This is a genomic window from Agrobacterium sp. O3.4 (genome assembly GCF_041414895.1).
GTDB classification, from domain to species: Bacteria; Pseudomonadota; Alphaproteobacteria; order Rhizobiales; family Rhizobiaceae; genus Agrobacterium; species Agrobacterium cucumeris.
The window spans coordinates 111,620-137,939 of sequence record NZ_JALPZP010000002.1 but is presented as its reverse complement, the minus strand read 5'-3'; the positions used below and the strand labels follow the sequence as shown (position 1 = coordinate 137,939).

The 26,320-nt window shown below is 59.4% G+C and carries 23 protein-coding genes; 8 read left to right on the top strand and 15 right to left on the bottom strand.

All coding sequences use genetic code 11. From position 1 onward, the window contains the following. Nucleotides 1–44 precede the first annotated feature (44 nt). From M0412_RS13300 to M0412_RS13270, 7 genes are all read left to right on the top strand, one after another. On the top strand, nucleotides 45–3,371 hold the full coding sequence (locus M0412_RS13300) for a DUF2126 domain-containing protein (RefSeq protein ID WP_269698926.1): 3,327 nt from the start codon (nucleotides 45–47) through the stop codon (nucleotides 3,369–3,371). A 1-nt stretch (nucleotide 3,372) separates the two neighbouring features. Continuing rightward, nucleotides 3,373–5,778, top strand: coding sequence for a circularly permuted type 2 ATP-grasp protein (locus M0412_RS13295; protein WP_142841652.1), 2,406 nt, complete (start codon nucleotides 3,373–3,375; stop codon nucleotides 5,776–5,778). Nucleotides 5,779–5,782: 4 nt separating this feature from the next. Next, nucleotides 5,783–6,664, top strand: coding sequence for a transglutaminase family protein (locus M0412_RS13290; RefSeq protein WP_269698925.1), 882 nt, complete (start codon nucleotides 5,783–5,785; stop codon nucleotides 6,662–6,664). 166 nt (nucleotides 6,665–6,830) lie between these two features. Further along, nucleotides 6,831–8,069: a TadE/TadG family type IV pilus assembly protein gene (locus M0412_RS13285; protein WP_269698924.1), complete on the top strand. Its 1,239-nt coding sequence runs from the start codon at nucleotides 6,831–6,833 to the stop codon at nucleotides 8,067–8,069. Between the two features lie 160 nt (nucleotides 8,070–8,229). After that, nucleotides 8,230–9,852, top strand: a complete 1,623-nt coding sequence (locus M0412_RS13280) for an ABC-F family ATP-binding cassette domain-containing protein (protein WP_269698923.1) — start codon at nucleotides 8,230–8,232, stop codon at nucleotides 9,850–9,852. Between the two features lie 63 nt (nucleotides 9,853–9,915). Next, nucleotides 9,916–10,926: a 2-hydroxyacid dehydrogenase gene (locus M0412_RS13275; protein WP_269698922.1), complete on the top strand. Its 1,011-nt coding sequence runs from the start codon at nucleotides 9,916–9,918 to the stop codon at nucleotides 10,924–10,926. Nucleotides 10,927–11,064: 138 nt separating this feature from the next. After that, a complete protein-coding gene (locus tag M0412_RS13270) occupies nucleotides 11,065–12,213 on the top strand; it encodes an alpha-hydroxy acid oxidase (protein ID WP_269698921.1) in 1,149 nt (382 codons plus the stop codon). Between the two features lie 27 nt (nucleotides 12,214–12,240). Here M0412_RS13270 and M0412_RS13265 read toward each other — a convergent pair whose 3' ends face one another. Beyond that, complete coding sequence (locus tag M0412_RS13265; RefSeq protein ID WP_269698920.1) at nucleotides 12,241–12,585, bottom strand: hypothetical protein; 345 nt, start codon at nucleotides 12,583–12,585, stop codon at nucleotides 12,241–12,243. A 231-nt stretch (nucleotides 12,586–12,816) separates the two neighbouring features. Between M0412_RS13265 and M0412_RS13260 the strand changes: the two genes are divergently transcribed. Next, on the top strand, nucleotides 12,817–13,758 hold the full coding sequence (locus M0412_RS13260) for a helix-turn-helix domain-containing GNAT family N-acetyltransferase (protein ID WP_269698919.1): 942 nt from the start codon (nucleotides 12,817–12,819) through the stop codon (nucleotides 13,756–13,758). 74 nt (nucleotides 13,759–13,832) lie between these two features. Here M0412_RS13260 and M0412_RS13255 read toward each other — a convergent pair whose 3' ends face one another. The 14 genes from M0412_RS13255 to M0412_RS13190 all read right to left on the bottom strand — a co-directional run bounded on the left by M0412_RS13255 (nucleotide 13,833) and on the right by M0412_RS13190 (nucleotide 26,313). Then, nucleotides 13,833–14,864, bottom strand: coding sequence for an L-idonate 5-dehydrogenase (locus M0412_RS13255; RefSeq protein WP_269698918.1), 1,032 nt, complete (start codon nucleotides 14,862–14,864; stop codon nucleotides 13,833–13,835). A 66-nt stretch (nucleotides 14,865–14,930) separates the two neighbouring features. After that, on the bottom strand, nucleotides 14,931–15,605 hold the full coding sequence (locus M0412_RS13250) for a 4-carboxy-4-hydroxy-2-oxoadipate aldolase/oxaloacetate decarboxylase (RefSeq protein ID WP_137005112.1): 675 nt from the start codon (nucleotides 15,603–15,605) through the stop codon (nucleotides 14,931–14,933). A 94-nt stretch (nucleotides 15,606–15,699) separates the two neighbouring features. Further along, nucleotides 15,700–16,536 carry an ABC transporter substrate-binding protein gene (locus M0412_RS13245; protein ID WP_080819608.1) on the bottom strand — a complete coding sequence of 279 codons (837 nt, stop codon included), beginning with the start codon at nucleotides 16,534–16,536 and terminating at the stop codon, nucleotides 15,700–15,702. A 92-nt stretch (nucleotides 16,537–16,628) separates the two neighbouring features. After that, nucleotides 16,629–17,393: an amino acid ABC transporter ATP-binding protein gene (locus M0412_RS13240; RefSeq protein ID WP_142841661.1), complete on the bottom strand. Its 765-nt coding sequence runs from the start codon at nucleotides 17,391–17,393 to the stop codon at nucleotides 16,629–16,631. Further along, nucleotides 17,390–18,148: an amino acid ABC transporter permease gene (locus M0412_RS13235; RefSeq protein WP_135396999.1), complete on the bottom strand. Its 759-nt coding sequence runs from the start codon at nucleotides 18,146–18,148 to the stop codon at nucleotides 17,390–17,392. The genes M0412_RS13240 and M0412_RS13235 overlap by 4 nt, the downstream gene beginning before the upstream one ends. Then, on the bottom strand, nucleotides 18,145–18,852 hold the full coding sequence (locus M0412_RS13230) for an amino acid ABC transporter permease (protein WP_269698917.1): 708 nt from the start codon (nucleotides 18,850–18,852) through the stop codon (nucleotides 18,145–18,147). The genes M0412_RS13235 and M0412_RS13230 overlap by 4 nt, the downstream gene beginning before the upstream one ends. Continuing rightward, complete coding sequence (locus tag M0412_RS13225; protein ID WP_269698916.1) at nucleotides 18,849–19,652, bottom strand: SDR family oxidoreductase; 804 nt, start codon at nucleotides 19,650–19,652, stop codon at nucleotides 18,849–18,851. Before M0412_RS13225 ends, M0412_RS13230 begins: the two co-directional genes overlap by 4 nt. Nucleotides 19,653–19,834: 182 nt before the next feature. Continuing rightward, on the bottom strand, nucleotides 19,835–20,770 hold the full coding sequence (locus M0412_RS13220) for a 2-hydroxyacid dehydrogenase (protein ID WP_269698915.1): 936 nt from the start codon (nucleotides 20,768–20,770) through the stop codon (nucleotides 19,835–19,837). Nucleotides 20,771–20,779: 9 nt separating this feature from the next. After that, nucleotides 20,780–21,535 carry an SDR family oxidoreductase gene (locus tag M0412_RS13215; RefSeq protein WP_269698914.1) on the bottom strand — a complete coding sequence of 252 codons (756 nt, stop codon included), beginning with the start codon at nucleotides 21,533–21,535 and terminating at the stop codon, nucleotides 20,780–20,782. Next, nucleotides 21,532–22,518, bottom strand: a complete 987-nt coding sequence (denD, locus tag M0412_RS13210) for a D-erythronate dehydrogenase (RefSeq protein ID WP_269698913.1) — start codon at nucleotides 22,516–22,518, stop codon at nucleotides 21,532–21,534. Before denD ends, M0412_RS13215 begins: the two co-directional genes overlap by 4 nt. Before the next feature lie 42 nt (nucleotides 22,519–22,560). Continuing rightward, complete coding sequence (locus M0412_RS13205; RefSeq protein WP_269698912.1) at nucleotides 22,561–24,072, bottom strand: tripartite tricarboxylate transporter permease; 1,512 nt, start codon at nucleotides 24,070–24,072, stop codon at nucleotides 22,561–22,563. After that, nucleotides 24,069–24,521: a tripartite tricarboxylate transporter TctB family protein gene (locus M0412_RS13200; protein ID WP_269698911.1), complete on the bottom strand. Its 453-nt coding sequence runs from the start codon at nucleotides 24,519–24,521 to the stop codon at nucleotides 24,069–24,071. The genes M0412_RS13205 and M0412_RS13200 overlap by 4 nt, the downstream gene beginning before the upstream one ends. Nucleotides 24,522–24,594: 73 nt before the next feature. Beyond that, nucleotides 24,595–25,263: a 4-carboxy-4-hydroxy-2-oxoadipate aldolase/oxaloacetate decarboxylase gene (locus M0412_RS13195; RefSeq protein WP_269698910.1), complete on the bottom strand. Its 669-nt coding sequence runs from the start codon at nucleotides 25,261–25,263 to the stop codon at nucleotides 24,595–24,597. Nucleotides 25,264–25,359: 96 nt separating this feature from the next. After that, nucleotides 25,360–26,313, bottom strand: coding sequence for a tripartite tricarboxylate transporter substrate binding protein (locus M0412_RS13190; RefSeq protein WP_269698909.1), 954 nt, complete (start codon nucleotides 26,311–26,313; stop codon nucleotides 25,360–25,362). Between the last annotated feature and the right edge of the window lie 7 nt (nucleotides 26,314–26,320).

Sequence of the window (26,320 nt, the reverse complement as noted above, 5' to 3'; positions counted from 1 at the left end):
GCGGATAAACCGCATAGACCGGAAAAACCGGGCAAGGCAGATTAATGGCGATCAAAGCGAGCATCTATCATCTGACGCATTATAAATATGACAATCCGGTTCGCCTTGGACCACAAATCATCAGATTAAAGCCCGCCTCGCATTCCAGAACCCGCGTTATCAGCCATTCGCTCAAGGTTTCGCCATCCAATCATTTCGTAAACCTGCAGCAGGATCCCTACGGCAATTACCTCGCCCGCTTCGTCTTTCCCGAGCCGGCAACGGAATTCAAGATCGAGGTCGATCTTGTCGCCGATATGACGGTTTACAATCCGTTCGATTTCTTCGTCGAGGAAGAAGCGACCAAATGGCCGTTCGATTATCCGCAGGAATTGCGGGACGATTTATCCATCTACATGAAACCGGAGCCGACCGGCCCGCTGCTCGCAGCCTTCATGGCGACCGTTGACCACACACCCGGCCAGCCGACGGTCGATATGGTTGTGGGCCTCAACGCCCGCCTGCAACAGGAAATCGGTTATGTCATCCGCATGGAACCGGGCGTCCAGACGCCGGAGGAAACACTGGCCTCTGGCAAGGGATCGTGTCGCGACACCAGCTGGCTGCTTGTACAGGTTCTGAGGCATCTTGGCCTCGCCACGCGTTTCGTATCCGGATACCTCATCCAGTTGACGCCCGATCTCAAGGCGCTGGACGGCCCTTCCGGCACCGAGGTGGATTTCACCGACCTGCACGCCTGGGCCGAGGTCTATATGCCAGGCGCTGGCTGGATCGGTCTTGATCCCACATCTGGGCTTCTGACCGGTGAAAGCCATATTCCACTGGCGGCAACACCACATTATCGCAACGCCGCACCGATTTCGGGCGGTTATTTCGGCCACGCCAATACCGAATTCGCCTTCGACATGCAGGTCCGGCGCGTTGCCGAAACCCCGCGCATCACCAAACCCTTTTCCGATGACAGCTGGGAAGACCTCAACACGCTTGGCGAAGTGGTCGATAATGTCCTGAACGCGCATGACGTCCGGCTGACCATGGGCGGCGAGCCCACCTTCGTTTCCATCGACGATTTCGAAACCGAGGAATGGAACACCGGCGCGGTTGGACCGACAAAACGCGAAAAAGCAGACGCCCTGATACGCCGCCTGCGCGAGCGTTTCGCGCCGGGCGGCTTTCTGCATTATGGGCAGGGCAAATGGTATCCGGGCGAAAGCCTGCCGCGCTGGACCTTTTCGCTCTATTGGCGAAAGGACGGCCTGCCGATCTGGCAAAACCCGGCACTGATCGCCGAGGAAGGCTCATACACCAAGGTCCTGCCCGAAGATGCGCAGCGATTACTGAACGGTATCGCCACGCAGCTTGGCATAGAGCCTGATCTTGTACTGCCCGCTTATGAGGATCCGGCCGAATGGATCATCAAGGAAGGCAGCCTTCCCGATAATGTCGACCCGTCCAATTCCAAATTGAAAGATCCCGAAGAGCGAAACCGCATAGCCCGCGTGTTCGAACGCGGGCTTACGACGCCGACGGGCTATATTCTTCCCGTCCAGGCGTGGAACGCCAAGGCAGACGGCAAACGCTGGGTCAGCGAAAAATGGAAAACGCGGCGCGGCAAGATTTTTCTCGTTCCGGGTGACAGCCCGGTCGGTTACCGCCTGCCGCTCGGCACCCTGCCATATGTACCACCCTCTGCTTACCCCTATATCCACGAGGCCGATCCATCGATCCCTCGCGACCCGCTTCCCGATCTCGCCTCGCCGTCTGGCCGCGCCATGCCGGCAGCGTCCTTCCAGGTGGATGAGGCTGCCACCCAAGCGCGTGTCGAACAGACGCTTGGAGAAATCGGCGGTGCGGTGCGCACCGCGCTCTCCGTTGAGCCGCGTGACGGCCGTCTCTGTGTTTTCATGCCGCCGGTCGAACGCATCGAAGACTACCTCGAGCTAGTCGCAGCCGCGGAAGCCGCGGCGGCCGAGCTGGGACTGTCTGTTCATATCGAGGGTTATGCGCCACCGCATGACGAGCGCATCAATGTCATCCGCGTCGCGCCCGATCCGGGTGTCATCGAGGTCAACATCCATCCCGCTGCAAGCTGGAAGGAATGCGTCGACATCACCTCGGCGGTTTATGAGGAAGCACGCCAGACACGTCTCGGTGCTGACAAGTTCATGATCGACGGTCGCCACACCGGCACCGGCGGCGGCAACCATGTGGTCGTCGGCGGCGCCAACCCCAATGACAGCCCCTTTCTGCGCCGGCCCGATCTTCTGAAAAGCCTCGTTCTGCACTGGCAGCGGCACCCTTCGCTTTCCTACCTCTTCTCCGGCCTGTTCATTGGCCCGACCAGTCAGGCCCCGCGTATCGACGAGGCCCGCCACGACAGCCTTTATGAGTTGGAAATCGCACTCGCGCAGGTGCCTGCGCCCGGTGAGGGCGCGCCACCGCTGCCATGGCTGGTTGACCGCCTGTTCCGCAACCTCCTGACGGATGTGACGGGCAACACCCACCGCGCGGAAATCTGTATCGACAAGCTGTTTTCGCCTGACGGACCGACCGGACGCCTCGGGCTCGTGGAATTTCGCGGCTTCGAAATGCCGCCGAACGCCCGCATGTCGCTGGCCCAGCAATTGCTGGTGCGCGCGCTTATCGCCCGCTTCTGGAAAAACCCCGCCGGCGGCAAATTCGTGCGCTGGGGCACGGCACTCGCCGACCGCTTCATGCTGCCGCATTATATCTGGGCGGATTTTCTGGATGTGCTCGCCGATCTCAGGGAAAACGGTTTCGATCTGAAACCCGAATGGTTCACCGCCCAGCAGGAGTTCCGTTTCCCCTTCTTCGGCGAAGTGGAATATGAAGGCTCGAAACTGGAGTTGCGTCAGGCGCTGGAACCCTGGCATGTGATGGGCGAACAGGGCGCCATCGGCGGAACCGTGCGTTTTGTCGATTCCTCGGTCGAGCGTTTGCAAGTACGGCTGGAAACCTCCAACCCAGCGCGTTACGCCGTTGCATGCAACGGCCGCGCCGTTCCGCTGACCCCCACGGAGAACCGCAGCGTCGCGGTTGCCGGCGTGCGCTTCAAGGCATGGCAGCCGGCTTCCGGCCTGCATCCCGTTCTGCCCGTCAATTCACCCTTGACCTTTGACATTTATGATACATGGTCGAGGCGATCGATCGGCGGATGCATCTATCATGTTGCTCATCCGGGCGGGCGCAATTACGAGACGTTTCCCGTCAACGGCAACGAGGCCGAGGCACGCCGCCTTGCCCGTTTCGAACCATGGGGACATACGGCAGGACAATATCCGCTTCATGCGGAAACCGTGTCGCCAGAATTTCCGCTGACGCTCGATCTGCGTCGGCCATACGGAGTTTAAATTGTCCAAAGCCCCGGCAACGGAACGCAAGACGGAAACCGGCGCACCACTGCGCGGGCTTGGCTATTCCACCTTGCCGGGCGTGGCCGACGAAATGCTCGATACCGACGGCAAGGTGAGGCCGGTCTGGAAGCACCTGCTCGGTGCGCTCTCGCGCATGTCCGAACGCGAACTGCACGAGCGCTTTGCCCGCACCGACCGCTATCTACGCGACGCAGGCGTGTTCTACCGCGATTACAGCAAGGGCAGCAGCGAGCGAAACTGGCCGATCTCGCATATTCCAGTACTGATCGATGACAGGGAATGGACGGTTCTCTCCGAGGGGCTGAAACAGCGCGCCGATCTTCTGGAGGCCATGGTTGCCGATTTTTACGGCGAGAACCGGCTGGTGAACGAAGGTTACGTGCCGCCGGCGCTGATCGCTTCCAATCCGGAATACTTACGGCCGATGGTTGGCGTCAAACCGGCAAGCGGCCATTATCTGCATTTCTGCTCGTTCGAAATAGGACGCGGACCTGATGGAAACTGGTGGGTGCTGGCCGACCGGACGCAGGCGCCTTCCGGCGCTGGTTTCGCGCTGGAAAACCGGGTAGCCACCACCCGCGCACTGTCCGATATCTATGCCGAAACCCATGTTCACCGGCTGGCCTCGTTTTTCGGCGCTTTCCGCGACACGCTGCAGGCCCACAGGAAGCACCCGGACGACCGCATCGCGGTGCTGACGCCCGGCCCCGCCAACGAAACCTATTTCGAACATGCCTATATCGCCCGTTACCTCGGCTTCATGCTGCTGGAGGGTGAAGACCTCACCGTCGTCAACGGCCGCGTCATGGTTCGAACCGTGGCCGGGTTGAAGCCGATCGGTGTGCTCTGGCGGCGCCTCGACGCGTCCTATTCCGATCCGCTGGAACTCAACCAGCAATCCCATATCGGCACACCCGGCATGGTGCAGGCGTTGCGCAACGAAGCACTCACCATCGTCAACGCCCTCGGCAGCGGCATTCTCGAAACGCGGGCACTGCTTGCCTTCATGCCGCGCATCTGCCGCCACCTCCTGGGCGAGGAGCTGAAGCTGCCGTCGATCGCTACCTGGTGGTGCGGACAGGAATCCGAACGCCGCCATGTTGCCGGCAATATCGAAGGCATGGTCATCGGCCCGGCCTATTCCCGCCTGCCCTTCTTCGACGATAACGGCCAATCCGTGCTCGGTTCGTCGTTGCGCGAGACGGCGAAGGAATCGATCAGCGACTGGCTTGCCTCTGACGGCCACAGGCTGGTGGGCCAGGAAGTTGTGAAGCTTTCAACCACGCCCGCCTATATCGGCAACAAGCTCGTACCACGCCCGATGAGCCTTCGCGTCTTTGCCGCCCGCACGCAGAATGGCTGGCAGATCATGCCGGGCGGCTTTGCCCGAATTGGAAGCGGCGATGACGTTTCCGCCATTGCCATGCAATCGGGTGGCAGCGCGGCAGATGTCTGGATCGTCAGCGAAAAACCGGTGGAGCGCACCACGCTTCTGCCGGCGGAAGAGAGCTTTACCCGCAACATGCCGGGCAGCCTGCCGAGCCGCGCGGCGGACAATCTCTTCTGGCTCGGCCGCTATATCGAACGCTCTGAAGGCGCGTTACGCATCCTGCGCGCCTGGCACGGGCGTTATGCTGAATCGGCCGATCCGCGTCAGCCCCTGCTCGCCCATGTGACGCGGTATCTCGAAGCGCTTGACGTGGAGATGAACGATGCCGTGCCGGAAAGCCTGCTGAACAACATTAACAGCGCGCTTTATTCCGCCAGCAATATCCGCGACCGCTTTTCACCCGATGGATGGCTGGCGCTGAACGACCTTGCCAAGACGGCCCGCCGTTTCCATGCGAAAGTCGCGCCCGGCGACGATGCTACCCACGCCATGACCATCCTGCTGCGCAAGCTTGCCGGCTTTGCCGGTCTCGTGCATGAAAACATGTACCGTTTCACCGGCTGGCGTTTCCTGTCGATCGGCCGTTATCTTGAACGCGGCCTGCATATGACACGGCTTCTCGGCCACATGACCGGGCCGGACGCGCCTGATGGTTCCTATGACATGCTGCTCGAAATCGGCGATAGCGTCATGACCCATCGCCGCCGCTACAATGTCGCCACGGCTGGCCTGACGGTCACCGATCTTCTGGCGCTTGATCCGCTCAATCCGCGCTCGATCCTGTTCCAGTTGAACGAAATCCGCACTGAGGTGGAGCAGCTTCCAAATGCCTTTGTGAACGGCCAGATGTCGCCATTTTACCGCGAAACGATGCGTCTTCATTCCGGGCTCGCCGTCATGACGCCGGAAAACATGAACGGTGCGATCTATCGCCAGCTTGAAACCGACATGGAACATCTGTCCGATGTTCTGGCCCGCACATATCTCGGATAACCCTATGCTTTACGATCTTTCCCTGCATATGGGTTACACCTACGACACGCCGGCCCATGGCGCACGCCACATTATCCGTGTGCTGCCTCAGTCGATCCCGGGTCGGCAGAGACTGGTCGCAGGTTCCATCGATGTTTCGCCCGTGCCGGAAGAACGTGCCGTCTTTGACGATTTCTTTCATCAATCGGCCACGTCTGTGCATCTGCGCGCGCCGCATGAAAAGCTGGATATCCGCATGCAGGCGCGGGTGATGGTGGAAGCGCCGGCCATGACGGCAGATTTTTCACCCGAGCTTTCCCGCCTGCCGCAGAACCTTGCCGATGTCTGGTCGATCGATTTCCAGTCACCACACCATTTCATTGGCGCGAGCCCCAGAATAGGAGTGGATACGGCAATATCCGCCTATGCGCGGGAGTTGCTGAAACCGGGAATGACGATCCGCGAAATCGCGCTGGCCATGTGCAAACGCATCCACAAGGACTTCACCTATGATGGCGAGGCGACCACCGTGGATACGACACCATCGGAAGCCTTTAAATTGAAGCGCGGCGTGTGCCAGGATTTTTCGCATATCATGATCATGGCGCTGCGCAGCCTCGGTATTCCCGCCGGTTATGTCAGCGGTTTCCTGCGCACCATTCCTCCGCCTGGCAAGGAACGGCTGGAAGGCGCCGATGCCATGCATGCCTGGGTCCGCATCTGGTGCGGAGAAGCGGCCGGTTATCTGGAACTCGACCCCACCAATGATATCGTGGCCGGCAGCGACCACATCGTCGTCGGTTATGGCCGCGACTATTCGGATGTCGCACCGGTGATCGGGGTCCTGAAGAGCTACGGCAACCAGCAGATAAAACAGGCGGTGGATGTGGTTCCCGTCCAGCAATGATACAATATGTGTTATTTCAATCTTCCAACCAATTAATTCTTAAAAATACTTCAAAAACTGCACCAATTTGAACGATTCATAAAATTATAATCTTCGTGTTAGCGGATTTTATATCCTTTACGGGTTTTCTGCGCTCAGTCGCATATTCTAATCGGTGAGCCCCATCATGACCGCCTCCACAAACAAAAAACTGAAGCGCCGTTTCCTTGCCGATACCAGCGGTAATTTCGGCATCATGACGGCAATATTGCTGCCGATGTTGCTGGGCGTGGCCGGAGCCGGCCTGGAGCTGGCGAATGTGATGCAGGTGAAAGCCGACCTGCAGAACACGGCGGATTCCGCAGCGCTCGCCGCAGCAACCGAGGCACGCCTGAAGGAAGGCGCGCTCACAGACGAACAAATCAAGGAAATCGCCAAGGCCTTCATCGCTGGGCAGATGGAAAAGAGCCTGACCGAGGAAGAGAAAAAGGAACTGGAGAAGAACTCCCCAGTTGGCGTTTCCGCTAAGGAAGATGCGCGCGGCAAGACCTATACCATCGAGACCACGCTATACCGCCAGGTGCAGCTCAATCCGCTGCTGGGGTTCGTCGGTATTAAGACACTCGATATCGCAGCGACCGGAACCGCGAAAAGTACCGTCAACAAAGGCGCACCGATATCCATGTATCTGGTGCTCGACCGCTCCGGTTCGATGTCCTTCAAGACGGACAGTGTCGACAGCGCTAAAACGTCCTGCCAGAACTACACATCCGATAACTGGGGCAAGTATCCCAATCTCGGCAAGACATCGCCCTGTTATGTCAACAAGGCCACATCGTTGAAGACCGCCGTCAGCTTTCTCGTTGCTACATTGAACAAGGCCGATCCGACCTACACCGCAAGTGGCGGCTCCCAGCTCGTTCGGACCGGCGCGTCGGTATATACACATGAGACCTATGCGGCTCAGGCTATCAGCTGGGGTACGAACAGCGTTGTCAGCTACGTTAATAAACAGATTCCCGAATTTCCCACTGGCGGCACGGATGCCCGCAGCAGCCTGAATGCCGCTTACAACGCTCTTAAAAAAACGAATCCGGACGAAGCCAAGGCACATAAGACACAGGAAAGCGAATCCTTCGAGCGCTATATCGTTCTCATGACCGACGGTGAAATGACTGGAAACAGCTCCTCGTGGAGTTCCAGCATCGACCAGTCGGTGCGCACCACCTGCGAGACCGCCAAGAAAGACGGGATCAAGATCTTCAGCGTCGCCTTCATGGCGCCGGACAAGGGCAAGTCGCTGCTGCAATATTGCGCTTCCAGCACCGACAATTATTACGCGCCCGAAAACATGGAGCAGATTGTCACCGCCTTTGGCGAAATCGCCCGCAAGGCAGCCGGCAGCATAGCCACGCTGACCAACTGACGAAAATTCGGCGGGCGAAGACGCAAACATATCGCTTCCGGGGTATTTGCCCCGGAGGCCAGTCTTCCCGGGCTCTTCATGGCTGACAAGACATGCGTAGCAGGTGACAGCGGCGGCGACCCGTGGCATAGGAGGGCCGCTCCCATTCATAGGCCCTGTCATGATCCGCATCGAAAATATCAGCAAGTCGAACAGTCACCGCATTCTTTACATCGAGGCCTCCGCTGCGCTCAATCGCGGCGAGAAGATCGGCCTTGTCGGCCCGAACGGTTCCGGCAAGACCACGCTGTTTCGGATGATGACCGGCGAGGAGCAGCCCGATGAGGGACAGGTCGTCGTCGAAAAGGGCATGACGGTCGGTTATTTCGATCAGGATGTCGGCGAAATGTCCGGACGCTCCGCCGTCGCCGAAGTCATGGAGGGTGCAGGCCCGGTCAGCGAAGTGGCAGCGGAACTGCGGGAGCTGGAAGCCGCCATGTCCGATCCCGACCGAATGGACGAAATGGACGCCATCATCGAACGTTACGGTGAAGTGCAGGCGCGTTACGAAGAGCTTGACGGCTACGCACTGGAGGGCCGCGCCCGTGAGGTTCTGGATGGCTTGAGCTTCAGCCAGGAAATGATGGACGGTGACGTTTCAAAACTGTCCGGTGGCTGGAAGATGCGTGTGGCGCTCGCCCGCATCCTTTTGATGCGCCCGGACGTGATGCTGCTTGACGAACCGTCGAACCATCTCGATCTCGAAAGCCTGATCTGGCTTGAGGATTTTCTGAAGAACTATGACGGCGCATTGTTGATGACTTCGCATGACCGCGAATTCATGAACCGTATCGTCACCAAGATCATCGAGATCGATGCCGGCAACCTCACCACCTATTCCGGCGATTATGGCTTTTACGAACAGCAGCGGGCACAGAACGAAAAGCAGCAGCAGGCGCAATTCGAGCGCCAGCAAGCCATGCTCGCCAAGGAAATCAAATTCATCGAACGCTTCAAGGCGCGTGCCTCACATGCCTCGCAGGTGCAGAGCCGCGTCAAGAAACTTGAAAAGATCGACCGCGTCGAACCACCAAAACGGCGCCAGACGGTCGCTTTCGAATTCGCACCGGCCCCAAGATCGGGTGAGGATGTCGTGGCGCTGAAGAAGGTCAACAAGGCCTATGGCAGCCGCACGATCTATGGCGAGCTGGATTTCATGGTGCGGCGCAAGGAGCGCTGGTGCATCATGGGCGTGAATGGCGCTGGAAAATCCACCCTGCTGAAGCTGGTGACCGGCACGACCGCGCCGGATTCCGGCAATGTCACGCTCGGTGCCAGCGTCAAGCTCGGTTATTTCGCCCAGCACGCCATGGATGTTCTGGATGGCGACAGCACCATTCTGGAATGGCTGGAGGAACGTTTTCCAAAAGCCGGACAGGCGCCGCTCCGCGCGCTTTCCGGCTGTTTCGGCTTTTCCGGAGACGATGTCGAAAAACGCTGTCGCGTTTTGTCCGGCGGTGAAAAAGCCCGCCTCGTGATGGCGGCCATGCTTTTCGATCCACCGAATTTCCTGGTACTCGATGAGCCGACGAACCATCTTGATCTCGATACCAAGGAAATGCTGATCAAGGCCCTGTCGGATTATGAGGGCACGATGCTGTTCGTTTCCCACGACCGTCATTTCCTCGCCGCCCTCTCAAACCGGGTACTTGAACTGACCCCGGATGGCATTCACCAATTTGGCGGCGGCTACACCGAATATGTAGAAAGCACCGGGCAGGAAGCACCGGGCCTTCGCAGCTGAGGCCACGTACCGGACACAGGGTCTCCGCAACGGTAACTTTCGTACTCGATACTGGAGAAGCAGATGCGGATCGTGGTTTACAGCGCCAAGCCCTATGACAGGCAGTTCCTTGACGCCGCCGCCCGGTCAGACATGCGGATACAATATTGCGAAGCGCGCCTGTCGCTTGAAACGGTGGCGCTGGCGGAGGGAGCAGGTGCTATCTGCGCCTTCGTCAATGATGACCTGTCGCGGCCCGTGCTCGAAAGGCTGACGGAAATGGGCGTGCAGCTCGTCGCCCTGCGTTGCGCCGGTTTCAACCAGGTCGATCTCGTGGCTGCCGAAAAGCTGGGCCTGACCATTGCTCGCGTTCCCGCCTATTCGCCCTATGCGGTTGCCGAACACACGATGGCGCTCATCCTGTCACTCAACCGCAAGATCCATCGCGCCTATAACCGCGTCCGCGAAGGCAACTTCGCCCTTGATGGCCTGCTTGGTTTCGATCTCCACGGCAAGACCATCGGCATCGTCGGCACTGGAAAGATAGGCGCGATTTTTGCGCGTATTGCAGCCGGTTTTGGCTGCCGTCTCATTGGCCACGATCTTCAGCCGAATCCTGATTGCGAGGCGCTGGGCGTGGCCTATGTGACGCGGGAGGAATTGTTCCGGACATCCGACGTTCTTACGCTGATGTGCCCGCTCACGCCGGAGACCAGGCACCTGATCCGCAAGGAGACGCTGCCCCTCCTCAAGAAAGGCGTGATGCTCATCAATACCAGCCGCGGCGCAATCATCGACACGCGCGCCGCGATCACGGGTCTGAAAGACGGTAGGATCGGTTCTCTCGGCATCGATGTCTATGAGGAGGAGGCCGATCTCTTTTTTGAAGATCTTTCCAATGACGTGCTGCGCGACGATGTCTTTGCACGGTTGCTGACCTTCCCCAATGTTCTGGTAACCGGTCATCAAGGGTTTTTCACGGAGGAAGCCCTCAAAAACATTGCGGATACCACGATCGGCAATATTGAAAGCTTCATCAGCACTGGCAAAGCGCTGCATGCGGTCTCCACCGAACAGCTTGCAGGCCCCGTTTAGCGCTTCCGCCCCGCCTCTGAATTATTCATGCTTCGAGCCTGCGGAAATCGTCGGCAGGCCGATTGCCCGCCCCAAATCCCCGGTATAGGTTTCGAGCAATCTTTTCAGGGCTTTCAAACCGGACCGGTCGAGCGACAGATGCAACTCAAAGACTGCTATAATTTCCACGATTTTCGCCGTATGGCCAAACAGCGTCTTCCCGGACCGATCTTCAACTACATAGATGGCGCTGCCGACGACGAAGTAACGTATCGGCGAAATACGGCCGCCTTTGAAAACTGCGATCTTGTTCCGGATGTGCTGCGCGGTGTGTCCGACGTGGACATGTCGGTCACCGTCATGGGGCAAAAGCTCTCCATGCCGGTCTATTGTTCCCCGACGGCGCTGCAGCGTCTCTTCCACCATCAGGGAGAGCGGGCGGTCGCGGCCGCGGCTGGAAAGTTCGGCACGATGTTCGGCGTCTCCTCCCTCGGCACCACCAGCCTTGAGGAAGCACGCCGGATCAGCGGCGGGCCGCAGGTCTATCAGTTCTATTTCCACAAGGACCGTGGCCTCAACCGCGATATGATGGCGCGCGCCAAAAGTGCCGGTGTCGAGACGATGATGCTGACCGTGGACAGCATTACCGGCGGAAACCGCGAGCGCGACAAGCGCACTGGTTTTGCCATCCCCTTCAAGCTCAATCTCTCCGGCATCGCGCAATTCGCCATCAAGCCGGCCTGGGGCATCAATTACCTGACGCATGAGCGCTTCAGCCTGCCGCAGCTCGACGGCCACATAAAAATGGATGGCGGGGCGCTCTCCATCAGCCGCTATTTCACCGAGATGCTGGACCCTTCCATGAACTGGGATGACGTGGCGCAGATGGTGAAAGAATGGGATGGACCCTTCTGCCTCAAAGGCATCATGTCGGTTGACGACGCCCGGCGCGCTGTCGAAATCGGCTGCAGCGGCATCGTGCTCTCCAATCACGGCGGTCGCCAGCTCGATGGTTCCCGCAGCGCCTTCGACCAGCTGGCAGAGATTGTTGATGCCGTCGGCGACCGGATCGACGTAATGATGGATGGCGGCGTACAGCGCGGGACCCATGTTCTGAAAGCCCTGTCTCTGGGCGCAAAGGCTGTGGGGCTCGGCCGCTATTATCTTTTCCCGCTCGCTGCCGCCGGCCAGCCGGGGGTGGAAAGGGCGCTGGAAATGATGCGCATCGAAATCGAGCGCGGCATGAAGCTGATGGGCTGCACCACTGTCGAGCAGCTGACGCGCCGGAACCTGCGGTTTCACGGATAGAACCGTATTCCGCATTTCCAGGCAAGGTTACAGCTTCCCGCTGTAATCACAGGCCATTTCCAGGGCGTTTCGCCGATGTTCCAGCAGCGCTGCGCCGATATTCCAGATGAGCGCCAAGGATATCACCACACAAATGCTGCCAGAGATCAGGGAACGGTGGCGCTTTGTACCTGACAGGAACACCCAGCCGATAATGGCATAGGCTACAAGTGCCGGCACGGCAGGGATCAGAACCGATATAGGCCCATCACAATCGACTGCCTCGATGCCGACGGCGCGATACTCATTCGGCGGCGTCGTGATGCCGAGGACGGCGACGGGCAACATCGCAGCGAGAACGGCATAACGGAAGAAGCGAGGCGTATCGGGCATGTCTGCTCCATAGCCGGGTAATTACACGTCGCGACGGTACGAAACCTTCCGCGCGGACTGCTTGAGGATGGCTTTTTTCTCGATGGCGGTCATTCCTGAAGTCGCGCCAACGATCCTGAACTGGAGCTTGCCCGATTTCCGGGAGAAATCCAGCATTTTAAAGAAGACCGAACTTGGCAGGTCGTGGTGAGTATGATTATCGTTGCACGATGCAACCATAATGGATTTAACATGTCCGAACAGTCTCTCCCCATAAATGACATCCGCTTCACCTCGCGCCGGCTTGTCCGGGAACTCGGTTTCACGGGCGGCGCTTTCGCAGGCACCGACCTGCCACCTTCCGCCGTGCATGCCCTGATCGAGATCGAGACGTGCCCGGGAATTACGGCGCGTGATCTGGGAAAGCTTCTGCGGCTTGAAAAATCCAGTATCAGCCGCATGCTTCGCAAACTCGTCCTGTCAGGAGATATTCTGGAGAAGACGGACGAACAGGATAACCGTATCAAGCTGCTGTTTCTTGCCGACAAGGGACAAAAACGGGTCGGCGCCATTCACACCTTCGCCAACCGCCAGGTATCCGGCGCCCTGACACAGCTCACACCGGCAGATGCAAACACCATCCTTGCGGGGCTGCGCCTTTATGCCGATGCGCTGGGAGACCGAGGCGATGCCACCACTCCGGCTATCGATATCGTCTCAGGATACCGGCCAGGCATCATCGCCCGCATAACACAGATGCATGCGCTCTATTACGCCCGGACATCCGGCTTCGGCCAGCGCTTCGAATCCGTTGTCGCCGAAGGCCTCGCCTCCTTCTGCAGCCGGCTCGAAAGACCGCAAAATGCGATATGGACCGCGATGCGCGGCGACGAGATTATCGGCTCCGTCGCCATCGACGGCGAAGACCTTGGATCGGGCAACGCGCATCTACGCTGGTTCATAGTGGATGACAGTGTTCGCGGTGGCGGTGTCGGACGCAGGCTGCTTGCAGCCGCTCTGGCCTTTGCGGATGAAAAGGCCTTTTCGGAAACCCATCTTTGGACATTCAACGGCCTTTCGGCCGCCCGACATCTTTACGAGACCCACGGTTTCGCCTGTGTCGAAGAACGTCCTGGTAGCCAATGGGGAAGCGAGGTTCTGGAACAGCGCTTTGTTCGTTCCCGGCCCGAATGATCGCTAATTCCGGCGGATGAACGGCCGCACCAAAAGTTACCGTGCAGCCGTCTCCGGACCATAAATCGGACCTATCAGAAGGCGAGCTGAACCTTCATGGATTTGCTTCTGTCACCGGCGGTTTCAAATGCCGTGACCGCCTCTTCCAACGGGAAGGTGCAGGTCAGCAGAGGCTTCAGGTCGACGCGGCGCTGGTTGATGAAATCGACGGCAAGTCCAAATTCCTCATGGAAACGGAACGTGCCCTTCATCTCGATTTCCTTGGCGACCACCATGTTCTGGGGAATGGACACATCGCCGCCGAGACCGAGCTGAACCACCGTGGAGCGCGGTTTCAGCGCTTCGAGACCCGACCGGACGGCCCTTTCGTTTCCGGAGGCTTCAAATTGCACATCGAAGTAGCCCTTGTTCGCCGAATAGGCTGATAACGCATCCGGGTCGCTGGCAACATTGATGACACGGTCGGCGCCGACGGCAAGCGCCTTTTGCAGAACCGCATCCATGACATCGGTCGCAACGATTTCCCGGGCGCCGTGGGCGCGGGCAGCGATGATGGCAAGCGCGCCGATCGGCCCGCAGCCGGTGACCAGAACACGCTTGTCGGTCAATGCGCCGGCTCGGTTGACACCATGCAGCGTCACTGCAAAGGGTTCAGCCATGGCCGCTTCATGGATGGAAATACCGTCGCGCACCTTGTGGCACTGATAGGCCTCGGCAACGAGGCGCTGGCGGAATGCGCCCTGAATATGCGGCATCGGCATGGCGGAGCCATAAAAGCGCATGTTCAGGCACTGGTTCTGCTGGCCCTTCAGGCAAAATTCGCAATGGTTGCAGGGCCGGCTCGGCGACACGGCAACGCGGTCGCCGACGGCAAGACCGGAAACGCCTTCTCCCAAAGCCCTGATGGTGCCGGCGACCTCATGGCCAAGGATCATCGGCTCCCGCACCCGCACGGTGCCGAAGCCGCCGTGATTGTAATAATGCAGGTCGGAGCCGCAGATACCACCCGCCTCGATGGCGACCTCGACCTGTCCGGGGCCGGGCTGCTCCGCCTCCCGTTCTTCGATCCGCAAATCCTTGGCCGCGTGGATGACAACCGCTTTCATATTCGCTCCTCCCATGGGGGTTCGGCATGGCGGCTACTGCCGCCAGGCCATTTCCCTGGATTTGTCTCAGATATCGACCACGAGGCCCTTGGCTTTCAGCACAGCCTCGAGCTTGCTGACCTCGATCACCGATTTGCCCTGCTTGTAGGCTTCGATGTAACCGGCCTCGGCATCTTCGCGGGCCTGCGAAAGCTTCGCCGCTTCCTGCGCTTCTTCGCGTCGCACGACGACAAGACCGTCGGCATCACCGACGATGATATCGCCCGGATTGATGATTTCGCCGCCGACGATCACCTGATCGTTGACCGCGGCAATGGTCTCCTTGACCGTGCCCTTGATGCAGACGCTAAGCGAGAAGACGGGAAAGCCGAGATCTCGCAGCTGCAGCGTGTCACGCACGCCGGTATCGGTCACCAGACCGCCGATGCCTTTTGCGAGGCAGGCATTGGCGAGCACATCGCCGAAGGAACCCGCTTCTTCATATTCACCAGCGGAAACGACAATGATGTCACCCGGCTTGGCATAGTTGATGGCCAGCTGCAGCATGATATTGTCGCGCGGCGCACATTTGACCGTGAAGGCCGGACCGCAAAGCTTCATGCGATAATCGACCGGCTTCAGCCGCGAAGACAATGCGCCACGACGTCCCTGCGCCTCATGGATCGTCGCAGGAGAGAATTTGGCAAGGGCTTCAACATCGGCCTTGGCCGGACGCTGCGCGATATCTTTAATGTGGATCATGAAAACCTCCCACGTTGAAACCGTCGGCGAGAACGTCTCGCCGACCGATAATGATGTTGGATAGATGGAATGATGACTGAAGCTGAGCCGAAGCTCAGGGGATCGGATCGAACTTCAGTTCGGACAGAGGCACGACCTTGTCGGTGCGTGTCATCTTGTATTCGGTGTTCGGACCAAGCCACTTGTCCCAGATGCGGTTGATTTCGCCATCCGCATCGAGCTTGCGCAGAATCTCGTTGATCTTGGCGGTCAGCGCCGGATTATCCTTGGCCATGCCAATGCCGATGGGCTGGAAGAGCATCGGCTCTTCGATCATCCGCATCTGCTTGCCCTTGGTCTTGGATTCGTTGACGAACTTGGTCATCGTCATGGTGTTGCCGACGATGCCGCGCGCCTTGCCCTGCTGAACGGCAAGATAGGCGGACGCCGTATCCTGGAACGTCAGCGGCTCGGACTTGTTGAGCTTGACGGAGAGTTCCGATGTCGAGCCCTTGCTGGACGCGATGCGCTGGCCGACAAAATCGGACTTCTTGGTGCCGGGGTCATCGACCGGAACGATCAGCATTTCCTTAGCCAGGTAATAAGGGTCACTGAACTGGATCTGTTCTGCACGGCTCTGGGTATAGGCAAGGTTGGCGACCGAGAGATCGACGCGGCCGAGCTTGACTTCGGGGACGCGCGCTTCAACCGACACCGGCTTGACCTCGGCCTTGACGCCGAGTTCCTTGGCGATGGCGCCGCAAAGGTCAACGTCGAAGCCCGCCATTTCGCGCGTCTTCGGATCCGGCGAGGCGAAAGGCGGCACGTCGGCGAAAGTGGCACAACGCAACGTCTTGTTCGCCATGATCGTGTCGAGCTGGTCGGCCTTGGCCGGCAGGACCGCGGCAGAGGTCGCAAGCGCAGCGGTAAGCGTAATTGTCTTCCAGTTCATTTCAGTTCTCCCTGTTATTATAGAGGTTGGGTTGGTAATTCAGTCCGGAGCGTTCTTTTGCGAAACCGCTCATATTTGTCGCCAGCTCCGCCCTAGTGCCTGAGATCAGCGAGAAAACGCTGGGCACGCGGGTGTTGCGGATTTTTGAAAAACTCGTCCGGTTTGGCAGTCTCGAGAATGCGCCCGGCGTCGATGAACCAGATGCGGTCAGCCACTTCACGGGCAAAGCCCATTTCATGGGTGACGCAGAGCATTGTCATGCCTTCGGCAGCGAGGCTCTTCATGACAGCGAGCACTTCGCCGACCATTTCCGGGTCGAGCGCAGACGTCGGTTCGTCGAACAACATGACCGGCGGTTCCATGGCAAGCGCCCGCGCGATGGCGACGCGCTGCTGCTGGCCGCCGGAGAGCTGGGCCGGGTAGGAGCTGGCCTTGTCGGCCAGGCCAACGCGATCAAGAAGCTTCAGCGCCTTGTCATGGGCAACAGCCGGAGAAACGCCCTTCACCCGGATCGGCGACATGGAGACATTCTCGACCACTGAAAGATGCGGGAAGAGGTTGAAGCTTTGGAAGACGAAACCCACCCGGCTGCGCAGGGCATTCAGCTCCTTTGCGCGCATCTGGGCATGGATGTTCCTGCCATCCAGCATGATCGAGCCGCTGCTGATCTCCTCCAGACGGTTGATCGTGCGGATGAGGGTGGACTTGCCGGAGCCCGACGGTCCGCAGATGACAACGACTTCGCCACGGGTGACGTTTTCGTTGACATCCTTGAGCACCTGATAATCGCCATAGCTTTTGCAGACCTGCGAAAGCGTGATGGTGTATTCCTGAGTGGCGGAAACTGGCGCGGTCATAGCTGCTCCGTAACGATATTGGCGGGGGCCGGTGCGTCTGCCGCGAGCTTGCCGCGCGGGCCTGCCCGCCGGCGGGCGATGCGCCGCTCGAGAAGATTGGCGACATGGGTCAGCGACCAGCAGATGATGTAATAAACCAGCGCCAGAATGAGGAAGACCTGGAAAGGCTGTGTCAGGAGCTGGTTGTTCACCTGGTTCGCCGCAAAAGTCAGGTCCGGCACATTGATGACATAACCAAGCGTCGTGTCCTTGATGGTGGACACGAAAGTCGAAATGAGGCTCGGGATCATGTTGTAGAGCGCCTGCGGCAGGATGATATAGCGCATCGCGCTGAAATATCCGTGCCCCAGCGCCCGCGCCGCATCCATCTGTCCGGCCCCAAGCGATACGATGCCAGCGCGCACAACCTCGCTCATGAAAGCGCCCTGATAGATGACGAGCGTCGCCAGCATGGTAACGAAGCTCGGCACATCCGCCCCGGTCCACAGCGGAACGAGAAAATAGCTCCAGAGGATGAGCATCAGCAGCGGAACGCCACGGGTAAAATACACCACGGCGGTGACTGGCCAGCGCAGGAGCCGCCATTTCGACAGCCGCGCCAGCGCCATCAGGATGCTGACGGGAAAGGCGAGCGCGATGCTGAGCGCCGACAGGATGAGCGTGTTGGCAAGGCCGCCCAGTGGGCCGTTCGGATATTGGCCAATCAGCAGAAGCAGCCAGTAATCCTGCACGATTGCGATCATGTCATGGATCATGCCCGTGCCCTCCGCAGTGGATCGACACGCATGGAGATATAGGCTCCGAGACCCATGATCAGCAGCGAGAAGAACAGATAAAGCACGGTGGCGACCAGATAGACTTCAAACGTCCGGAAGCTCAGATTTTCGACTTCCTTGACCGCATGGGTGAGTTCCGGTGCGCCGATCAGGACGCCGAGGCTGCTGTTCTTGAACAGCGAGGTACTGTGGTTGATCAGCGGCGGCAGTGCGTTGCGAACGCCCTGCGGCATGATGACGAAACGCATGGCCGAGACATAGCTATGCCCGAGCGCACGCGCCGCTTCCATCTGGCCGGGATTGATGGAACGCACGCCGGAGCGCAGATCTTCGCTGAAATAGGCTGCCTGACAGAGGCCGAGACCGATAATGGCGAAGATCGCTTCGGCATTGTGGCTGGAAAGCCAGTTGGCCAATCCGCTTGGCAGCAGCGTGAAGACGCCGAAATACCACAGCATCAGCTGCACGAGTGTCGGAACGTTGCGGTGATAGGAAACATAGGCCGCCACCAGCGGATCACCGAAGCGGAAAGGTGACAGGCGAATGGCAAGCAGCACAATGGCCAGCGACATGGCGAGCAGCCATGAGCCGGCATAGATGATGAACGTCATCTGGATGCCATGCAAAAGCATCGAGACGTAGTCCGCATTGCTCAGGATTGCCCAGAGGTCAAAACCGCTCACGCGACTTTTCCTCCGGCTCCGCCCGCCGCGGCCTTATTTTCAGCCGGTCGACTTTCAATCGTCTGTGGCTTGGCAGTCTGCAGCCCGCCCATGACCTGAAGCGTCGGGGTAATTTCCATGTGGCCGATATTCATGGCCACGGGCGCAGCGATGGCAAAGGCAATCGCTTCAGCGATATCGGATGCCTGCGGCAGCTCGAAACCATCGATGAAGCGCTCGCGAATGCTCGGATCATCACCATGCACATGGTTGAAGATATCGGTTGCGACGCGGCCGGGGCAGATTTCCGTTACCCGCACGCGTTTGCCGAAAGCATCGATGCGCAGCTGGTTGGACAGCATCGCCACGCCCGCCTTGCTGGCATGATAGATGGAGTTGCCGCCGAAATTGTAATTGCCGGCGATGGAAGAGATGTTGATGACATGGCCACGATCGCGCGCCACCATGCCCGGTACTACCATGCGGCACAGATGCAGCACGGCGCGCAGGTTGACGTCGATCAGCAGATCGATATCGCTTTCATCCGCCTCCAGAAACTTCTTCGGACGATCGACGCCGGCATTGTTGACGAGGACATCGAATGCAACCTCACTGGTGAGCTTCGCAAGCGCCGGCCGGTCCGTCACATCAATGACGTGGGCAAAGCAGCCCGTGCGCTTCGCCAACTGATTAAGAGCATCCGCACTTCTGGCAACCGCATGGACTTCCAGCCCCTCACGGCAAAGGCGCTCGACAACGGCGGCGCCAATTCCGGAAGATGCGCCGGTCACGAGTGCGGTCTTGTAGTCTGAGAATGGCATGTTTGTCCCCTATCGTTGACCAAACATTAGTGAAGCTTTCATCGCTTGCCTAAGACCGATTTTTTTTGGAGTAATAAGCAACTTGTATGGATGATGGATGCGAGCGCTACTTTCGACACTGCATCAGTCCGGCCGGCGAAAAGGCACAACCGCCGCGCCACCGCCCCAAGCGGCGAAATCGCCTAGACGACCGGCGTCGGCAAATCTTTCCCCGCAAAATGAGCGTCCAGATTAGCGAGAACCAGAGCGCCCATTTCCAGCCGCGTTTCATGGGTCGCAGCGCCGATATGTGGTGTGAGAACCACATTGCGCATGCCGAACAGTGCCTCGGGAACATGCGGTTCGTTCTCGAAGACATCGAGCGCCGCACCTTTCAACCCACCCGCCATGAGAATATCGACCAGCGCCTTTTCATCGACGAGCGATCCTCTGGCGACATTGATGAGGGCCCCGTCCGGCCCCAGCGCCTCCAGCACCTCTCGGTTGACGACATGTTTCGTCTCCGACGTCGCCGCCGCTGCGACGATCAGGACATCGCACGCACTCGCGAGTGACACCGCTGTCGAATGATATTCATAGGCCACGTCCTGCTTCTGTCGGCTGAAATAGAAGATTTCCGCATTAAAAGCCTCCAACCGTACCGCAATGGCACGACCTATGCGGCCAAGCCCGTAAATGCCGTAACGCCGCCGCGAGGCCTTGTTGCCGAGCGGCATCTCGCTTCTTTTCCATGCACCGGAGCGGACATGGTGGTCCGCATTGACGAGTTGGCGCAGCAGCATGACACAAAGACCGATGGCAAGATCGGCCACATCTTCGGTCAGCACATCCGGTGTGTTCGTCACCCTGAAGCCGCGTGCGCGGGCCTGATCGAGATCGACCTTGTCAAAGCCGACGCCGTTGATCGCGACGATTTCAAGAGCGGGCAGGCAGGCAGCGAGTTCAGGGGCGACCCCGATATGGCCGCCGGTAACGACAGCCTTTATCGACGCCGCCTCCGCCTGCAGAAACGCCTGTTTGTCGGATATTTCGTGCCATCGATGGACCCGGAAGCGCTTTTGCAGTTCAGCTTCTATCTGTGGCTGAAGCGGATAGGTTTGCAGAAGATCGGGCTTCATGCGCGCTCCTTAGCCGCGACCGACGAAAGGCATGCCGCTCGCCATCACGGTCATGGTCAGCACATTCGCTTCAAGTGGCAGCGAGGCCATGTGGACCACGGCCTTGGCGACGATGCCGGCGTCGATGGTCGGCTCAATGGCGGTGCTGCCATCCGCCTGCAACACGCCGGTCGCCATGGCGCGGGTCATCTCGGTGCTGGCATTGCCGATATCGATCTGCCCGCAGGCGATGTTGAACGCCCGACCGTCCAGAGCGGCGGATTTTGTAAGTCCGGTAATGGCGTGTTTGGTCGCTGTGTAAGGCGCGGACCGCGGACGCGGCGTGGTGGCCGAAATCGAGCCATTATTGATGATGCGCCCGCCCTGTGGTGACTGCGCCTTCATCTGGTGAAACGCCGCCTGCGTGCAGAGGAAAGCGCCAGTGAGGTTGGCCCCGACCACCGCGTTCCAGGTTTCGAACGGCACGTCTTCGATATGGACCGCCGGTGCCGACATGCCGGCGTTGTTGACCAGAAGATCGAGACGGCCGAAACGACCGGTGACCTCGGCGAACAGCCGTTCGACATCGGCCGGAACGGAAATATCGGCCGCGACGGCCAGAACGCGGTCTCGATGTTCGCGCCATTCGCCGACAGCGGCGTCCAGAATCTCACGCCGCCGCCCCGTGATCGCAACGCTGTAACCATCTTCCAGAAGCGCCTCGGCAATCGCCTTGCCGACGCCTGTTCCTCCACCCGTGACGAGCGCGATCTTTCCCCCACTCATGCTGTTTTCCCTTCCAGTTCATCTTCCACATGCGCCTGAATGATTTCGGCAAAGGATGTTTCCGCCCGGAAGCCGAGGGACAGAGCGAGCTGCGGATCGTAATCCTCGGCCCAGCCGTCGACGATCCGGATGATCCGCTCGTCGGGAACACGCTTGATAAGCGCCACAGCCTTTTCCCCAGCGAAGGCACGCAGAGCCTCGATCTCGTCGGCAACCGTGGCCGAAAGCCCCGGCATGATGAGATTGCGACGAACGCCAAGCCCGGAAAGATCGACGGTCGCGGCGCGCAGCAGGAAGGCGACGGCCGAACGCGGGCTGGCGAACCAGTGGCGCACGGTATCGGCAACGGGCAGCACCGCTTGCTGGCCCACCAGCGGTTCGCGCAGGATATTGGAGAAGAAGCCGGAGGCGGCCGCGTTCGGCTTGCCGGGGCGGATGCAGATGGTGGGCAAGCGGATGCTGACGCCATCGAAGAAACCACGACGGCTATAATCCGCGAGCAAAAGCTCCACGATCGCCTTCTGCGTACCGTAGCTGGTCAGCGGAGCCGTCAGGAACTCATCGCCGATCACCTTCGGGAATGGCGAGCCGAACACGGCGAGCGACGAGCAGAACACCACGCGCGGCCGGTATCCGTCCTTCTGATGCTCCAGTCGAATGGCTTCGAACAGCGAACGTCCGCCATCGAGATTGATACGATAGCCCTTCTCGAAATCGGCCTCCGCCTCGCCCGAAACCACGGCGGCGAGATTGAAGATCACATCCGGCCGTTTTGCGATCAGCTTTTCGGCCACGCCGGCATTCGACAGATCGCTGCGCTCGAGGGTCACCGTGCCGCCAAAACCTTTCGGTGCAACCGGCTCGAAAACATCCGTCAGCGTCATTTGGCTGATCTTCACACCGCCAAGCGTTCCATCCGCGGCAAGGCGTTGTGTCAATTTACGGCCGATCATTCCGGCCGCGCCGATTATAAGAATATGCATGGTTCACCTTTGATTGACCGGCATTGCCGGCTCGATTGATTGTCAGTCCTCGTCACCCTGAAATACCACTTCGCGGCGGCGCATGATCGCCGGCATCGCCATCATGATGACGACGATGGCAGACAAAGCGAGCAGGGTGGCGCTGATCGGATGGGTGACGAATGTCGAAAAACTACCCTGCGAGATCAGCAGCCCGAGGCGCATGTTCTGTTCCAGAAGCGGACCAAGCACGAAGCCCAGCACCAGAGGTGCCGGCTCACAGCCAATCTTGCGCAGGAAGAAGCCGACGATGCCGAAGACCGCGCAGAACAGAACATCGACGACGCTGTAAGACAGGCCATAGGCGCCGATGGCGCAGAACATCAAAATGGCGGGGCACAAAAACCGGTAGGGAATGCCGAGAAGGCGAACCCAGATGCCGATCAGCGGCAGGTTCAACACCAGAAGCAGCAGATTGCCCACCCACATGCTGGCGATCAGCCCCCAGAAAAGGTCTGGCCGCGACTGCATGACTTCAGGTCCCGGTGTAATGCCCTGGATCATCATCGCGCCTACCATCAGCGCCATCAGCCCGTTGGCGGGAATGCCGAGCGTCAGAAGCGGAATGAAGGAGGTCTGCGCGCCGGCATTATTGGCGCTTTCCGGCCCCGCCAGCCCTTCGATTGCGCCCTTGCCAAACCGGGACGGATCCTTGGCGATCTTGCGTTCCAGCGCATAACTCGCGAACGAACTCATGATCGCACCACCACCGGGCAGCACGCCGAGGAAGGAGCCGAGCGCGGTACCGCGCAACACGGCGGGAAAGGCCTGTTTGAAATCCTGCCGGGTCGGCATCAGCGATCCGGTCTTTGCTGCCCCTGCATCCCGCTCCACGCCCTGCTGCAGGTTGAAGAGAATTTCGCTGACGCCGAGCAACCCGATGGCAAGCACGACGAAGTCGATACCGTCGAACAGTTCCGCCATGCCGAAGGTAAATCTTTGCTCCCCGGATGTCGGATCGATGCCGACGAGGCTGAGCGCGATACCGAACGCGACCATGCCGACCGCCTTGACCGGTGATCCGCTCGACAGGAACACGGCAAACAGCAACCCGAAGATCACGAGACTGAAATAATCGGCCGGCCCGAAGGCGAGCGCAACGGCAGAAAGCGGCTTTGCGACAACGACGATCAAGACAGTCGCTACCGTTCCAGCAAAAAACGACCCGAGCGCCGCCGTGGCCAGCGCCACACCCGCCCTGCCCTGCCGGGCCATTGCATAACCATCGATGCAGGTGACGACGGACGAGGATTCGCCCGGCAGGTTGACGAGGATCGCCGTTGTCGAGCCACCATATTGCGCGCCATAAAAAATGCCCGCGAGCATGATCAGCGCCGCCGTATCCGGCATCGTATAGGTGATGGGCAGAAGCAGCGCGACGGTGGCGGAAGGGCCGATGCCCGGCAGGATGCCGATCATCGTGCCGAGCGTGACGCCGAGCAGACAGTAAAAAAGGTTTATCGGCGTGACGGCCACACCGAAACCGAGAACGATATTGGAAAGAAGATCGGTCATGGCAGCAACGGTATCCTCTGTCCGAGGCCGACAACGAAAATGAGGATGCAGGCAAGAATGAGCACCGCCGAAAGCAGCAGAACTTCAACCGGCCGGATCCTGCCATAGGCGATGCAGGCGAGCACGATCAGCACGAAAGCGGCGGCAATGAAGCCCAATGGCTCGATCAGCAGCGCAAAACCGACAATGCCGGCGACCGCCAGAAACGGACGCATTTTCGGCGCCACCCAGGCTTCGGACGGTGTCTTCCCCAGCAAATCCTGCAAAAGCAGCGTGATGCCGAGTGCGAACATTAAAGCCGCGATGACCGTCGGCATATAGCCGGGTCCGGGCTGGAAATTAGTGCTCATGCTCAGCGGCCGCGCGCCGTAATAAAGCCCCGCGGCGGCCACCAGAAAGAAAGCCCCGGACAGAATATTCGCCGTCAGTTTCGAGCCGTGTTCGGCCATGATTATCTCCCCTCCATATTGAGAAATACGCCGCGCCTCCCGACACGGCGTATTCAGATGCCGGATTGCTGGCTCAGTCGGCCCAGACACATCCCTTCGAGCGCATCATTTCGTAGCGATCCTCGATATCCATCTTGCCCTGACGGTGCAGTTCCATCATGTGGTTCTCGTGATCGTCGCGCTCCCGGCAGGCCTTGACGAGTTTCGAGATATCGCTCTCGCGAACGACGACAACGCCGTCATCATCACCGCAGACGATATCGCCGGGGCTGATCAATTCGCCGCCCACCACGACCGGATGGTTGATGGTGCCGAGCGTGTCCTTTGAGGTGCCCTTCATGCAAAGGCCGAGTGAGAAAACCGGGAAACCGATCTCGCGCAGACCCTTTCCATCACGCACGGCGGCGCTGACCACGAAGCCGACAATGCCCTTGCCGATGCAGGCGGCAGCCAGCACATCGCCGAAGCCGCCCTGATTGGGATTGTCACCGCCATCGATGACCAGCACGTCACCGGGCTTTGCCAGATTGATGGCCTCGAAAATCATCAGATTGTCGCCGATATGGCATTTCGCGGTGATCGCAGGGCCGCAGATTTTCAAGCCCGGCTTGATCGGCTTGATACGATAATCGAGCGCGCCAAGCTTGCCCTGCGCCTCATGAATGGTGGCGGGGCTGAACTTGCTGATCGCCTCGACATCGGCCCTCGAAGGGCGCTGGAAATTGCGGATGACATGGGCCATTGGCCGGGTTCCTTTCAACAGTGGGTCATGCCCGGACCAAACGCGGCCCAAGCGTCATTTTGATTAGGGGTGAGAGAAGCGGTCGGTACCGGCCGCTTATTTTGTCCAGGGCTTGCTTTTCCAGAGCTCGGCCAGATTGGCGTTGCCCTTCTTGAGCGCCTCGGCAAATTCGGCCTGGGTCAGCGGCAGCATGGTCAGTTCGCGCTTTTTGGCGTCGGCAAGATAATCCGGGTCCTTCAGCGCCTTCTGGAAGGCATCAACCAACTTTGCCTCCACATCCTCAGGCAGACCTTTGGGCGCTCCGAAACCGGCAAGCAGGCTGAACTGAACATCGTAGCCGGCCTCCTTGAAAGTCGGAACGTCAGGTGAAAGCGGCGAGCGCTCGGTACCTGATGTGGCCAGTACACGAAGTGCGCCGGAACGATTGTCGGCAAAAACCTCGTTGAGGTTCATGAAACCGAGCGTGACGTGGTTACCAAGCATGGCGAGCCTTGCCGGTCCGCCGCCATTGAAGGGTACGAAGTTGAGCTTCACGCCCGCCGCATCTTCAAACAGCAGAGCAGTGATCTGGCTCGGATGACCGATGCCGGTCACGCCGACGACGACCGGGTTCGCCTTGGCCGCTTCGACGAATTCCCTGGCGGTCTTGATCGGCGACACCTTGTTGACGGTCAGCGCCAGATCACCGCCGATCTGGTTTGCGAGCGGCGTGAAGGCGTCCTCCTTGTAGCTGGCGTTGCCCTGCACGATCGGCGAATACATGGACGGAAAATTCAACGCACCGATGGTGTAGCCATCAGGCTTGGCATTGGCGATATAGGTTGCGCCGATCAGCCCGCCGGCACCTTCGCGGTTTTCCACCACGACCGATGTGCCGAGATATTTTTCAAGATAGGGCACCAGCGCCCGCGACTGGATATCGGTGCCGCCACCGGCCGGATAACCGATGACCAACGTCACCGGCCGCTCCGGATATTCCGCCGCCGCCCCTCCCGCAGCAAAGATTCCCGCTGCCGCCAACACACCAAGCAGAGATGTCTTCAAACGCATATCTTTT

Excerpts from the sequence above, each read along its gene's own strand:
- M0412_RS13300 (WP_269698926.1), top strand. The coding sequence starts at position 45 with ATGGCGATCAAAGCGAGCATCTATCATCTGACGCATTATAAATATGAC.
- M0412_RS13290 (WP_269698925.1), top strand. The coding sequence starts at position 5,783 with ATGCTTTACGATCTTTCCCTGCATATGGGTTACACCTACGACACGCCG.
- M0412_RS13285 (WP_269698924.1), top strand. The coding sequence starts at position 6,831 with ATGACCGCCTCCACAAACAAAAAACTGAAGCGCCGTTTCCTTGCCGAT.
- M0412_RS13280 (WP_269698923.1), top strand. The coding sequence starts at position 8,230 with ATGATCCGCATCGAAAATATCAGCAAGTCGAACAGTCACCGCATTCTT.
- M0412_RS13275 (WP_269698922.1), top strand. The coding sequence starts at position 9,916 with ATGCGGATCGTGGTTTACAGCGCCAAGCCCTATGACAGGCAGTTCCTT.
- M0412_RS13270 (WP_269698921.1), top strand. The coding sequence starts at position 11,065 with ATGCAACTCAAAGACTGCTATAATTTCCACGATTTTCGCCGTATGGCC.
- M0412_RS13265 (WP_269698920.1), bottom strand. The coding sequence starts at position 12,585 with ATGCCCGATACGCCTCGCTTCTTCCGTTATGCCGTTCTCGCTGCGATG.
- M0412_RS13260 (WP_269698919.1), top strand. The coding sequence starts at position 12,817 with ATGTCCGAACAGTCTCTCCCCATAAATGACATCCGCTTCACCTCGCGC.
- M0412_RS13255 (WP_269698918.1), bottom strand. The coding sequence starts at position 14,864 with ATGAAAGCGGTTGTCATCCACGCGGCCAAGGATTTGCGGATCGAAGAA.
- M0412_RS13250 (WP_137005112.1), bottom strand. The coding sequence starts at position 15,605 with ATGATCCACATTAAAGATATCGCGCAGCGTCCGGCCAAGGCCGATGTT.
- M0412_RS13245 (WP_080819608.1), bottom strand. The coding sequence starts at position 16,536 with ATGAACTGGAAGACAATTACGCTTACCGCTGCGCTTGCGACCTCTGCC.
- M0412_RS13240 (WP_142841661.1), bottom strand. The coding sequence starts at position 17,393 with ATGACCGCGCCAGTTTCCGCCACTCAGGAATACACCATCACGCTTTCG.
- M0412_RS13235 (WP_135396999.1), bottom strand. The coding sequence starts at position 18,148 with ATGATCCATGACATGATCGCAATCGTGCAGGATTACTGGCTGCTTCTG.
- M0412_RS13225 (WP_269698916.1), bottom strand. The coding sequence starts at position 19,652 with ATGCCATTCTCAGACTACAAGACCGCACTCGTGACCGGCGCATCTTCC.
- M0412_RS13220 (WP_269698915.1), bottom strand. The coding sequence starts at position 20,770 with ATGAAGCCCGATCTTCTGCAAACCTATCCGCTTCAGCCACAGATAGAA.
- M0412_RS13215 (WP_269698914.1), bottom strand. The coding sequence starts at position 21,535 with ATGAGTGGGGGAAAGATCGCGCTCGTCACGGGTGGAGGAACAGGCGTC.
- denD (WP_269698913.1), bottom strand. The coding sequence starts at position 22,518 with ATGCATATTCTTATAATCGGCGCGGCCGGAATGATCGGCCGTAAATTG.
- M0412_RS13205 (WP_269698912.1), bottom strand. The coding sequence starts at position 24,072 with ATGACCGATCTTCTTTCCAATATCGTTCTCGGTTTCGGTGTGGCCGTC.
- M0412_RS13200 (WP_269698911.1), bottom strand. The coding sequence starts at position 24,521 with ATGGCCGAACACGGCTCGAAACTGACGGCGAATATTCTGTCCGGGGCT.
- M0412_RS13195 (WP_269698910.1), bottom strand. The coding sequence starts at position 25,263 with ATGGCCCATGTCATCCGCAATTTCCAGCGCCCTTCGAGGGCCGATGTC.
- M0412_RS13190 (WP_269698909.1), bottom strand. The coding sequence starts at position 26,313 with ATGCGTTTGAAGACATCTCTGCTTGGTGTGTTGGCGGCAGCGGGAATC.